Below are 11697 nucleotides of genomic sequence, written 5' to 3'. Positions count from 1 at the left end.
GCTCAGCGCTCCAGCACGTAGCGCCCGGGGGCATCACCGAGCGGCGGATAGTTCCGTTCGGGCGCGCCCATCGACGGTGGGGCGGCCGCCTTGCCCGAGTGCGATCCAAGCCATGAACTCCATTCCGGCCACCACGACCCTTCGCGCAGCTCGGCCCGCTCCAGCCAGGTATCGGGACCTGGCGCCGGGCCATCCTGCATCCGTGTCGCGACGCGAAAGTGGCGATGAGGATGCCCGGGCTCGGAGACGATCCCGGCATTGTGGCCACCGCTCGTCAGCACGAAGCGGATCTCCGCGCCCGTCAGCATGTGGAGCTTGTGGGTCGAGCGCCACGGCGCGACGTGGTCGGTTTCCGTGCCCACCATGAAGATCGGCATGCGCAGCCCCGAGAGCGAGACCGGGTGGCCGCCGGCCTCGTAGCGCCCTTCGGCCAAGTCATTGTCGAGGAACAAGCGCCGCAGATATTGCGCGTGCATGGCATAGGGCATGCGGGTGCCGTCGGCATTCCATGCAATGAGGTCGGTCATCGGCTCGCGCTCGCCCATGAGATAAGTCGAGAGGATGCGCGACCAGACCAGATCGTTGGATCGCAGCATCTGGAAGGCGCCGCCCATCTGACTGCTGTCGAGAAAGCCGCGCGCCCACATCATCGCATCGATCAGGTTGATTTCCGCCTCGTCGATGAACAGGCCAAGTTCGCCCGGCTCGCTAAACTCGGTCTGGGCGGCGAACAGCGTGACGCTCGCCAGACGCTTATCTTCATCGCGCGCCATCGCGGCCGCGGTGATGGCGAGCAGCGTGCCGCCGATACAATAGCCGGCCGCGTGGATCTTCTCGGTGCCGGTAATCGCCTGGATGACATCCACGGCGGCCATCGGCCCAAGCAGGCGATAATCCTCCATGTCGAGATCGCGGTCGGCGCTGTCGGGATTGTGCCAGGAGATGCAGAACACGGTGTAGCCCTGCCCTACCAGCCAGCGGATGAGCGAATTTTCCGGGGAGAGGTCGAGGATGTAATATTTCATGATCCATGCCGGCACGATCAGTATCGGCTCCGGACGCACCGTCTCGGTTGCGGGCGCATATTGGATCAGTTCCATGACCCTGTTGCGAAACACGACCTTGCCAGCCGTGGCTGCGACCTTCTCGCCGACCCGATAGGCCTCCGTGCCCGCTGCGGGCTCCCCGCGTACCAGGCGTTCCAGGTCGTCGCAAAAAAATCGCGCACCCTCGACAAGGCATTGTCCTCCGGTTTCGAGGATGCGCTGCTGGAGCACGGGGTTGGTCGGGATGAAATTGGTCGGGGACACCATGTCGAGCATCTGGCGGGTCGCGAACTCGACGATCGCTTCGTGGTGCCCGGTGACGCCGCTCACGCCGGTCGTCGCGGCATGCCACCATTGCTGCTGGAGCAGGAAGGCCTGCTCGATCAGGTCGAACGGATGGCGCTTCCAGGCTGCGTCGGCGAAGCGCCGATCCTGGGGCAGCGGATCGATCGCCGGCTCGGGATCGCTGCCGGATGCGCTGCGCATGGCATAGTCGGCGAGCCGCATCAGCTTGCGCCCGCCCTTGGCGGCGAGCTGCAGCTGCCTGCCTGGCGAGCAGAGAATGTGCGTCCACCAGTCGGAAAAAGACTGCGCCAAAGTGGCGGGCGACTGGCCTGAAGTCAGCTGCGCGATGGCGGCGAAGCTCGACCGATCCAGCGTCGTGGCCAGACCGTCCAACGGGTCAGGGATATTGCTTCGACTCTGCACATTTTCGCTCCTGCTGCGGTGCAACAAGCCCTGAAGCGCAGGAAGCCTCTGCGCACTCCGTAGTCCTACGGAGGGATTGCCTCGCATATGCCAGCCCCAGAAGTCAGAGCTCAGCACGACATTGCTGTATGAAAAGCGGCCAAATACGATCAGGAGGCTCAGTGCGGTCGCACGGGCGAGCCAGCTATCCCGCCGAACCAGTCCCGCAATACCGGCGAAAGGGTCTGCGGGTTGCCGCCGATATGGCGAAGATCCTCCGCCAGCAGTGGCGGGCGGACTGCGAGGAAATATATCGCGAGGCCCGTCGTGAGAATGCCAAGTGCGATCAGCACCCCGGCCGCCAGAGCGGGTCTGGTCCGAGAGGCGGCCGGCGCTAACATTTTCTGTCGAGACTCAGTTCGGCGATGATGGGACAATCTGGCCGCTCGTCGCCATGACAGCGCTCGGCGAGATCGACGAGGGTCTCGCGCAGTGTCGTCAGCGCTTCGGCCTTGCGCTGCAATTCCTCCGCCCGCGCCAACGCGACCCGCTTTACATCGGCGCTGCTGCGGCCCGTGTCGGCCCACAGGCCGAGCAGGGTCCGGATCTCCTCGATCGGAAAACCGAGATCGCGGGCATTGGCGATGAACCGCAGGCGATGGAGGTCACTCTCGCCATAGTCGCGATAACCCGCTCCCCGGCGCGGCGGCGCCGGGATGAGGCCGATCTTCTCATAATGGCGGATCATCCGCTCCGAGACCCCGCTTTGCTTCGACGCCTCCCCGATGTTCACAGCGCTTTCCGGTTGAGGCGCAGCGCGTTGGTGACCACGCTGACCGAGGAGAGCGCCATGGCGGCGGCCGCGATGATCGGCGAGAGCAGGATGCCGAACAGCGGATAGAGCGCGCCCGCCGCCACCGGCACCCCGGCGACATTGTAGATGAAGGCGAAGACCAGGTTCTGGCGGATGTTGGACATGGTCGCCTGGCTCAGCCGCCGTGCCCGCACGATGCCCATGAGATCGCCCTTGAGCAGCGTCACGCCCGCGCTCTCGATCGCGACGTCGGTGCCCGAGCCCATGGCAATACCGACATCGGCGGCAGCCAGTGCGGGGGCGTCGTTGACCCCGTCGCCGGCCATCGCCACCACGCGCCCCTCGCTTTTCAACCGCGCGACGACGGCACTCTTCTGGTCGGGCAGTACCTCGGCTTCGACATCGTCAATGCCGAGCCGCCTTGCCACCGCCTCTGCTGTGGTGCGGTTGTCGCCGGTCAACATCACCACGCGAATGCCTTCGGCCTTGAGTGCGGCCAGGGCCTCCGGCGTCGTCTGCTTCACGGGATCGGCGATTGCAAAGGCGCCGCCGACGGTGCCGTCGACGCCGATGAAGATCGCGGTGGCGCCATCCCGGCGCAGGGCGTCGGCCTGCTCCGCCAGCGCGTCGGTTGCTATGCCCTCTTCCGAGAGGAACCGCGCATTACCGAGCACGATCCGGCGGCCGTCGACGGTGCCGAGCGCGCCGCGTCCGGTGGGGGAATCGAAGTCGGTGACGTCGCTCGTGGGGATGCCGCGATCCTTCGCAGCCTCGACGATCGCCAGCGCGAGCGGATGTTCGGAAGCCCGTTCGACCGAGGCGGCAAGCCGCAGCAACTCGGCTTCGTCGAAGCCGGGCGCCGGCACGACCTGGGTGACGGCAGGGCGGCCTTCGGTCAGCGTGCCTGTCTTGTCGACGACGAGCGTGTCGACCTTCTCCATATGCTCGAGCGCTTCGGCATTCTTGATAAGGACGCCGAGTCCGGCGCCGCGGCCGACGCCCACCATGATCGACATCGGCGTGGCGAGACCCAGTGCACAGGGACAGGCGATGATCAGCACGGCGACCGCCGCCACCAGCCCATAGGCGAAGCGCGGCTCGGGGCCCCAGATACCCCAGGCGATAAACGCGACCACCGCAACCGCGATGACCACGGGCACGAACCAGCCCGACACCTGATCGGCCATGCGCTGGATCGGCGCGCGCGAGCGCTGCGCCTCGGCGACCATCTGGACAATCCGCGCAAGCATGGTGTCGCGTCCGACCTTGTCGGCGACGATCACCAGCGCACCGGTCTGGTTGAGCGTGCCGCCGATCACCGTGTCGGCCTTGGCCTTGGTGACGGGCATGGATTCACCGGTGACCATCGACTCGTCGAGCGAGGAGCGGCCGTCCTCGACTACGCCGTCGACCGGCACCTTCTCGCCCGGCCGCACGCGCAGGCGGTCGCCGACCGCGACCAGATCGAGACTGATCTCCTCTTCGCTCCCGTCGGCGGCGATCCGGCGCGCGGTCTTGGGCGCGAGGTTGAGCAGCGCCTTGATCGCGCCCGAGGTCCGCTCACGCGCGCGCAGTTCGAGCACCTGGCCGAGCAGCACGAGAACGGTGATCACCGCGGCGGCCTCGAAATAGACGGCAACCATGCCGTCCTCGCCGCGGAAGGCAGGCGGGAACAGCTGAGGCGCGAGCGTCGCGACGACGCTGTAGATCCAGGCGACCCCCGTCCCCATCGCGATCAGGGTGAACATGTTGAGGTTGCGGGTCTTGAGCGAGGCCCAGCCACGCTCGAAGAACGGCCAGCCCGCCCAGAGCACGACAGGCGTCGCCAGCACGAACTGGATCCATACCGAGGTCGACATCGGCACGAGGCGATGGATCACAGGAAACAGGTGCGCCCCCATCTCGAGGATCAGCACCGGCAGGGCCAGCACCAGGCCAACCCAGAAACGCCGCGTGAAATCGACCAGCTCGTGGCTGGGACCGCTGTCGGCGGTCACGGTCGCGGGTTCGAGCGCCATGCCGCAGATCGGACAGGACCCGGGATGGTCCTGCCGGATCTCGGGATGCATAGGGCAGGTCCAGATCGTGCCCACGGGCGCTGCGAACGGCGGTGCCGGCGGGCCGAGATAGCGCTCGGGATCGGCGATGAACTTTGCCCGGCAGCCCGCGCTGCAGAAATGATAGCGTTCACCGCCATGATCGGCATGGTGCGCGGTGGTCGCCGGATCGACGGTCATGCCACAGACCGGGTCCTTGATGCCGGTCGCCGCTTTCGCGCCGCCGTGGCCGCCGCAGCAACCGCCGCCATGCGCCGCTCCATGTGTCTCGTTCATCGCCTTGCTCCTTTCGACGCCTGACGATCTAGGGTCTGACACCGTGTCAGGGTCAATACGTAATCGCCTAAGCGGCCAAATCGGCGTACCCGGTCGCTCGGCCGGGATCAGCCAAGGTCGTTCGCAACCGTAAGGCCCTGGGCCTGCGCCGGTCGATGCGCGGTAAGCAATTCGATCGCGCCGGTGATGGTCAAGAGCCGAAACGTCTCGGCCACATGCCTGAAGCCGGCCGCCGCGATCAGGCCGGGGAGCACGCCGTCGGCGTTGGGTCGGGTATCATCGATGCCATCGAGTCGCTGCACGGTCAGGCGAAAGGCGAGCCGCATGAGACCGTGCTGGCGGCCATAATCTGCGATCACCAGGCGGCCACCCGGGCGCAGCATGGCGAACATGGCGCGCAGGGTTGCCGCCTTCTCCCTGACCGGCATCTGATGCAGCACGAGACTCGATACGACAGCGTCGGCGGTGCCCGGGGCCACGTCCCTGGCAAATCCCTGACGCCAGTCGATATCGGCCTGCCGCGCAGCGGCCTTGTGCCGCGCGATGTCGAGCGCCTCGGCATCGGGATCGAGACCGATCACCTGCGTCCTGGGCTCGGCTTGCTTGAGCATCAGCGCGAAGCTGCCGGTGCCACAGCCGACGTCGACGACCGTCTCACCGGCTTTGGGCGCCAGGGCGGCGAGCATGGCGGCACGCCACCGCTTCTCCCGCGTCCACAGGCGGATCGCGCGATCATAGTCTTTCGTCGATCCGGTCCCGAGCGGCGGGGTGTAGGATTGCATTGGCTTCTCCCAACGCGAGGCGTCCGAAACGATAAGCTACATCGACATGGGCGGCGATAGTGTCCCCAGCCAGGCGACGAGCCCGAGAATGACGATCGCAAGCCCGCCTTCGACGAAGAGGCTCGCGCGCAACAGCGCCTGCGCCCGTGGCGCGTCCTCTTCCTCGATCGCCTGTGCCAGTGCCGGGGTCAGGCGGTAGCGGTTGAGCGCGGCAAGGCCCAGCATGCCCCCAAACAGCACCAGCTTGGCGATGAGCAGCAGGCCGTAGCTCGACTGACCGAGCGAGGCGATGTTGCCCGGGCCGACCAGAAACCAGCCGTTCACCGTCCCGGTCAGGATCAGCAGGGCGACGATGATCGTGCCGACGAGGGAGAAACCCCGCAGGGCTTCCTCGGCCAGTGTGACCTGGTCCATGTCTTCAGCGGCGACATCATCGGTTGCGAGCCTGGGAAGAACCAGCGCGAGGAAGGCGGCAAGCGCGCCGACCCAGGCGCCGGCGGCGAGCAGATGGATGAGATCGGCCCCCAGTTGCAGCCAGCCCGCCTCGCCTTCGCCAGCCGCGCCATGCCCACTCCAGGCGAGGGTCGCGAGTGCGACCGCGCCTGCCAGAGTGGAGGCGATGAAGGCAGGACCGGATTGCCGGCGATAGAAGGGGATGGAGAGCAGAAGAACGAGGAGCGCGACGAGGCGCGCCTTCAGCGCCGTTCCCATGGACGTGCCGTTGAACAGCTCTGCGACCATGGAAAGATCAGGCTGGGTGAGCGGCAGCCCGGTCATGGCCGCTGCCTGCAACGCGAACCCCAGCGCCGACAGCAGGAGGGCGAGACAGGCGAGACCGGCCACCATTGCTACCATCGGCAGATGCCGCTGTACCATCCGGCCGCCGCCGGGCGCATAGAGCGCGAACAGCGGCAGGCCGAACAACAGGCCGAGATCGACGTAGAGCGCCCAGCGGACGGCGACGAGTGCCACGTCGTTCATGGCGTCACTTGACGGTAAAGGCGAGATTGCCCTGGATGCGGTGCGTGTCGGTCGAGACGACGTGCCAGGCGACCTGATAGCTGCCCGCCATGAGCGGCTTGGCGAGCGTCAGCACGAGCGTCTTGTCGCCTTCGACGGACGTCTTGAAGCCGGTTACCGCCATGCGATGGTTGGGCATGCCGGGCATACCGGTCATCACGATCTCGGCACCCGACAGCCTGGGCATCAGACCTTCGCTGAACGTAAGCGTAATGCGCGAGGGCGCCGAGACGCTGGCATTGGCGGCCGGAGCCGAGGATACAAGCTTGGGATGGGCATAGGCCGGAGCCGAAACACTCAGGCCTACGATGGCGATAGCTGCGAGAGGCGAAAAGAAACGCATTGGAACATTCTCCTGTGGATCCCATGAGACAATACGCAGCCGCGACCTGCACCCCTCGCAATTTTCTTTTTGTTCCCGGACAAGGGTTGCCGGACCATCCTGCGTATTGAGAAGTGAAGACGGAGAAACATCATGGACCACCTCGACGACATGCTCAGCCGGTTGCGGGAAGCGCCGCTCGATCCCCGGCTTGCCGGGCTGGACAGCCGCGTCATGGCCGAGATCGCCCGGCTCCAGGCCATGCCCCGCCTGAGCGCCACGACATTCGGTATCGCCGCGGCAGCAGCCTTGTTCCTGGGAATTGCCGGCTCGGCCGTGCCTGTGCGGTCGACCGAAGCCGGGCCGATATCGCCCTTTGACGCGCGGCTCGCGCTCGCTCCTTCGACGCTGCTGAGTTCACAATGATGCGCGACCGCCGGCTCCTGCTCCTCGTCCTGCTGACCTTTGCCGCGGCGATCGCTGGCGTTGTCATCGGCCGCGTCTATGTGGTTCCAGTACGCCCGGTCGAAAATGAGCTGCACGAGCTGCTCCATCGCGATCTGAAGCTGGATTCCGCGCAACACAGCCGGCTCGAGACAATCGAGAAGAACTACGCCTTACGGCGTCAAGCGCTGGAGGCCGAACTGCGCGCCGACAATGCGCGCCTCGCGGAGGCGATCGAAGCGGAGCATGGCTATGGCCCGCAAGTCGCAGCGGCGGTGGATCGCTCGCACCAGGCCATGGGGGCCCTGCAGAAGGAAACGCTCGAGCACATCTTCGCAATGCGGGCCGTGCTGCGTCCCGATCAGACCGAGAAGTTCGACGACGCCGTCGTGAAAGCGCTGACGGCCAAGTCCAAATGACCGCGAGCCTCCCCGACTGCTCGGACGGGGAGCTCGCGGCTCTGGCGCTTGGAGGCCGGCAAGCGGCCTATGGCGAGCTGGTCCGCCGGCATCAGGGCTGGGTGCACCGCCTCGTGCGCAGCCATGTCGGGAACCGCGACGAAGCGCTCGACGTGACCCAGGCGAGCTTCGTCGCCGCCTTCGCCGCACTCAACCGCTATGACGCTGCGCGACCTTTTCCGGTCTGGATGTCGCGGATCGTCATCAACAAATGCCATGACTGGCGCCGCCGCCGCGCGGTCCGCAACTTCTTCTCCCACGCGCTGGCGCTGGGGGAAGCCGAACATGTCGTCGACGAGGCGCCACTACCCGACCAGGCGATCGGCGCCGAGCAGCAGCTGGCAGAGGCCATGAAAGCGATCGCCGCCCTGCCCGCATCGCTCAAGGACACGCTCGTCTTGCGGACGATCGATGAGAAATCGGAAGCCGAAACCGCCGAGATTCTCGGCATCAGCCAGAAGGCAGTCGAGACCCGCCTCTACCGCGCCCGCGCACGCCTCGCGGAAATGTTGAAGAAAGTTTGAGGGGGATGAGGCCACGCTGCGTATTTCCAATAGGTCCGCCCTCTTTCTTAAAGCTGAGACAACCGAATGATTTCTGCTCTCGACCGCCGCCAGTTCCTCCGCGGCGCGGCCCTCGCCGGCGGCGGCGCAGCATTGTCAGCCTGGCTGCCGGCCTGGGCGCAGACGATCTCGCCGGGGATGCGACCGACGCTGCCGACCGTGTCGGGCGAAGACATCACGCTCACCATCGCCCGGCAGTCGATGACCATCGACGGGCGCAAGTTCCGGGCAATCGGTCTCAACGGCACGGTCCCCGCCCCGCTGATCCGGCTGCGCGAGGGCCAGCGCGTGCGGCTCAACGTCATCAATCAGCTGGAGGAGGACAGCTCGATCCACTGGCACGGGCTGATCCTGCCGGCCAATATGGACGGTGTGCCGGGCGTGTCTTTTCCGGGCATCAAGCCGGGATCGAACTACCTCTACTAGTTCCCCGTCGTGCAAAGCGGCACCTACTGGTATCACAGCCATTCGGGCCTGCAGGAGCAGGAAGGCCATTACGGCCCGATCATCATCGACCCCGCCGGTGCCGATCCGGTCGCCTATGACCGCGAGCATGTCATCGTGCTCGCCGATCACAGCGCACTCTCGCCGCAGGCGATCTTCCGGCGTCTCAAGGTCAACCCCGGCCATTTCAACTTCCAGCGCCAGACGCTGGCCGGGCTGCTCTCGGGCAAGGACCAGCCACTCAAGGACCGGCTCGACTGGGGCCAGATGCGGATGGACCCGGCCGACATCTCCGATGTGACCGGATCCACCTACACCTATCTCGTCAACGGCCATGGTCCGATGGACAACTGGACCGCGCTCTTCACCCCGGGCGAACGGGTGCGGCTGCGGGTCATCAATGCGTCGGCGATGACCACCTTCAACGTCCGCATCCCCGGCCTGCCGCTGACCATCGTCCAGGCCGACGGGCAGAATGTGGTGCCGGTCACCGTCGACGAGTTCCAGATTGGTGTTGCCGAGACCTACGACGTCGTTGTCAGCCCAGGCGATGACAAGGCCTACACCCTTGTCGGCGAGGCGATCGACCGCTCGGGCATGGCGCGTGCCACGCTCGCGCCGAGGGCCGGCATGGCCGGCGAGGTTCCCCCCTTACGCAAACGGCCGCTCGCCGACATGAAGGACATGGGCATGGACATGTCCTCGATGCCGGGCATGGAAGGCATGGACATGTCGGGCGGCGCTATGCGGGGCGTCGATCCGACGGCCGAGAAGAACGCGTCCGCGCGCCTCGCGACCGGCGCGGCGGCAGCGATGGCGACCATGGACAATAGCGCCATGGCAGGCATGGATCATTCGGGGATGGATCATGGATCGATGGCCGGCATGGACCACGGCGCGATGGGCGCCGATGGCCAGATGGCGGGCATGGATCATGGCGGGCACGCGATGGGCTCGATGAAGATGCGCGACTTCTCGAACGCGCCGCAGGTGAAGCGCGACCCGAGCGTCCAGACCATCTCGCCGATGCCCGTAGACCGCACCGGCGAGCCCGGCCAGGGCCTCGCCGACGTCGGCCACAAGGTGCTTGTCTACAGGGACCTGATGGCGCTCGATCGCAATCCGGACGTGCGCGCGCCGAGCCGCAGCATCGACATTCACCTCACCGGCAACATGGAGCGGTTCATGTGGTCGTTCGACGGCGAAAAAATGTCGGACCATCACGAGCCGATCCCCTTCATCGAAGGCGAGCGGGTGCGCGTCAATCTCATCAACGACACGATGATGGGGCATCCGATCCATATTCACGGGCATTTTTTCGAGCTGGTGACGGGGCATGGCGATCATGCGCCGCGCAAGCATACGGTGATCGTCCAGCCCGGCGGCAAGGTGACCTGGGACTTCACCGCCGACGCGGTCGGCGACTGGGCCTTCCACTGTCATCTCCTCTACCACATGCATGCAGGGATGATGCGGGTCGTGAGCGTCCGTCCGAAGGGAGACGCGCAATGACCCGCATCCTCACGCCGCTGGTGAGCGCGATCGCCCTTCTCTCCGCCGCGCCCGCCTTTGCCCAGGATCATTCGATGCACGACATGCCCGGCATGGCGCCGCCGGGCGGGGCGCGGCCGGCGCAGGAGAAAAAGAAGGACAAGGCCGCCGCGCCGCGCCCCAAGCCCGCTACCAGGCCGCGCGCTCAGAAACCAGCGCCGGGCACCATGCCGGCAATGGACCATTCGCAGGACCAGGCCAGTCCTGCGCCACAGGCAGATGCCGCCGGTCAACCGCAACCCGCTGCTCCCGCGATGGCGGAGATGCCGGGCATGGACCACTCCCGGCATCAGGACGGCGCGATGCCGGACATGCCCGGGATGGACCATTCGCAGCATGGCCAGACCGCCATGCCCGGAACCTCCGCCATGCCCGGCATGCAAATGACCGGCACGGCGCTTCCGGCCGGCAATGCGCCCCCGCCGCCCCCCCCCAGCGACCACTTCGCCGATCGGGATTTTCCCGGCGGCGAGATGGCGCGCTCGCGCGACATCATGATGAAGGACAGCGGCGGCAACAATTTCGGGCAGGTGCTGCTCAACCTGTTCGAGTATCAGGCGCATAGCGGCCGCGATGGCTATCGCTGGGATGGCGAAGGCTTTTACGGCGGCGACATCAACCGCCTCTGGCTCAAGAGCGAGGGGGAAGGCGAGTTTGGCCGCGGGATCGACAGCGCAGACGTCCAGGCCCTCTATAGCCGCGCCATCGACCCCTATTTCAACCTTCAGGCCGGCGTCCGCCAGGACTTCGGCCGCGGGCCCAACCGCACCTATGCGACCGTTGGCGTCGAGGGTCTGGCTCCCGGCATGTTCGAGGTCGAAGGCGCGCTGTTCCTCTCGACCAAGGGCGACCTTCTGGGCCGGGTCGAGGGCTATTACGACCAGCGCATCACCCAGCGCCTGATCTTGCAGCCGCGCGCCGAGGTCAATTTCGCCGCGCAGGATATTCCGGAGAACGACATCGGTTCGGGGCTGGTCAACATAGAGCTCGGCGCGCGCCTGCGCTACGAATTCAGCCGCCAGTTCGCACCTTACATCGGCGTTTCCTATCTGCGCAAAGCCGGAGACACGGCGCGGCTGTCGAGGCTTGCGGGCGAGGACGTCCATGCCACCAGCTTCGTCGCCGGCATCCGCTTCTGGTTCTAGGATCGGGACAGCTGATGGCGGGGGCGAACAAGAGAGCGGGGCGTTACACTCATACCCAGGTCGGCCGGCGCCGAGCGAAGGAGATACG

Annotated in this window: 10 protein-coding genes and 1 pseudogene; 5 read left to right on the top strand and 6 right to left on the bottom strand. The window is 66.3% G+C overall.

Annotated elements, in window-relative coordinates:
* Positions 1-2: 2 nt before the first annotated feature.
* The 6 genes from AX709_RS15060 to copC all read right to left on the bottom strand — a co-directional run bounded on the left by AX709_RS15060 (position 3) and on the right by copC (position 7025).
* Positions 3-1724, bottom strand: a complete 1722-nt coding sequence (locus tag AX709_RS15060; RefSeq protein WP_007406387.1) for a PHA/PHB synthase family protein — start codon at positions 1722-1724, stop codon at positions 3-5.
* A gap of 403 nt (positions 1725-2127) precedes the next feature.
* Positions 2128-2526 carry a Cu(I)-responsive transcriptional regulator gene (gene cueR, locus AX709_RS15050; protein ID WP_007406402.1) on the bottom strand — a complete coding sequence of 133 codons (399 nt, stop codon included), beginning with the start codon at positions 2524-2526 and terminating at the stop codon, positions 2128-2130.
* Complete coding sequence (locus tag AX709_RS15045; protein ID WP_066550583.1) at positions 2523-4880, bottom strand: heavy metal translocating P-type ATPase; 2358 nt, start codon at positions 4878-4880, stop codon at positions 2523-2525. The genes cueR and AX709_RS15045 overlap by 4 nt, the downstream gene beginning before the upstream one ends.
* 107 nt (positions 4881-4987) lie before the next feature.
* Entirely contained in the window at positions 4988-5662 is a 675-nt protein-coding gene (locus AX709_RS15040; RefSeq protein WP_020820524.1) for a class I SAM-dependent methyltransferase, read from the bottom strand.
* 36 nt (positions 5663-5698) lie between these two features.
* Positions 5699-6643 carry a copper homeostasis membrane protein CopD gene (gene copD / locus AX709_RS15035; RefSeq protein WP_066550580.1) on the bottom strand — a complete coding sequence of 315 codons (945 nt, stop codon included), beginning with the start codon at positions 6641-6643 and terminating at the stop codon, positions 5699-5701.
* Between the two features lie 4 nt (positions 6644-6647).
* A complete protein-coding gene (gene copC / locus AX709_RS15030; protein WP_039335443.1) occupies positions 6648-7025 on the bottom strand; it encodes a copper homeostasis periplasmic binding protein CopC in 378 nt (125 codons plus the stop codon).
* Positions 7026-7157: 132 nt separating this feature from the next.
* Here copC and AX709_RS15025 point away from each other — a divergent pair, with 132 nt between their 5' ends.
* The 5 genes and pseudogenes from AX709_RS15025 (at position 7158) to AX709_RS15005 (ending at position 11609) form a co-directional block, all read left to right on the top strand.
* Positions 7158-7430: a hypothetical protein gene (locus AX709_RS15025; protein ID WP_007406394.1), complete on the top strand. Its 273-nt coding sequence runs from the start codon at positions 7158-7160 to the stop codon at positions 7428-7430.
* Entirely contained in the window at positions 7430-7867 is a 438-nt protein-coding gene (locus tag AX709_RS15020) for a periplasmic heavy metal sensor (protein WP_039335535.1), read from the top strand. Before AX709_RS15025 ends, AX709_RS15020 begins: the two co-directional genes overlap by 1 nt.
* Positions 7864-8430 carry an RNA polymerase sigma factor gene (locus AX709_RS15015; protein ID WP_066550578.1) on the top strand — a complete coding sequence of 189 codons (567 nt, stop codon included), beginning with the start codon at positions 7864-7866 and terminating at the stop codon, positions 8428-8430. The genes AX709_RS15020 and AX709_RS15015 overlap by 4 nt, the downstream gene beginning before the upstream one ends.
* A 66-nt stretch (positions 8431-8496) precedes the next feature.
* Positions 8497-10425: pseudogene (locus tag AX709_RS15010) on the top strand (copper resistance system multicopper oxidase).
* Positions 10422-11609 (top strand): copper resistance protein B, encoded by a 1188-nt coding sequence (locus AX709_RS15005; protein WP_037462747.1) that lies wholly within the window; start codon positions 10422-10424, stop codon positions 11607-11609. Before AX709_RS15010 ends, AX709_RS15005 begins: the two are co-directional and overlap by 4 nt.
* Positions 11610-11697: the final 88 nt, after the last annotated feature.

The organism is Sphingomonas sp. CCH15-F11 (assembly GCF_001557005.1).
GTDB lineage: Bacteria > Pseudomonadota > Alphaproteobacteria > Sphingomonadales > Sphingomonadaceae > Sphingomonas.
The sequence above is the reverse complement of the archived record's forward strand: the minus strand, read 5'-3'. Positions and strand labels throughout refer to the sequence as shown.

What these genes read in the sequence shown, in the direction of transcription:
- AX709_RS15045 (WP_066550583.1), bottom strand. Translation starts at nt 4,880, where the DNA reads ATGAACGAGACACATGGAGCGGCGCATGGCGGCGGTTGCTGCGGCGGC.
- AX709_RS15040 (WP_020820524.1), bottom strand. Translation starts at nt 5,662, where the DNA reads ATGCAATCCTACACCCCGCCGCTCGGGACCGGATCGACGAAAGACTAT.
- copD (WP_066550580.1), bottom strand. Translation starts at nt 6,643, where the DNA reads ATGAACGACGTGGCACTCGTCGCCGTCCGCTGGGCGCTCTACGTCGAT.
- copC (WP_039335443.1), bottom strand. Translation starts at nt 7,025, where the DNA reads ATGCGTTTCTTTTCGCCTCTCGCAGCTATCGCCATCGTAGGCCTGAGT.
- AX709_RS15025 (WP_007406394.1), top strand. Translation starts at nt 7,158, where the DNA reads ATGGACCACCTCGACGACATGCTCAGCCGGTTGCGGGAAGCGCCGCTC.
- AX709_RS15020 (WP_039335535.1), top strand. Translation starts at nt 7,430, where the DNA reads ATGCGCGACCGCCGGCTCCTGCTCCTCGTCCTGCTGACCTTTGCCGCG.
- AX709_RS15015 (WP_066550578.1), top strand. Translation starts at nt 7,864, where the DNA reads ATGACCGCGAGCCTCCCCGACTGCTCGGACGGGGAGCTCGCGGCTCTG.
- AX709_RS15005 (WP_037462747.1), top strand. Translation starts at nt 10,422, where the DNA reads ATGACCCGCATCCTCACGCCGCTGGTGAGCGCGATCGCCCTTCTCTCC.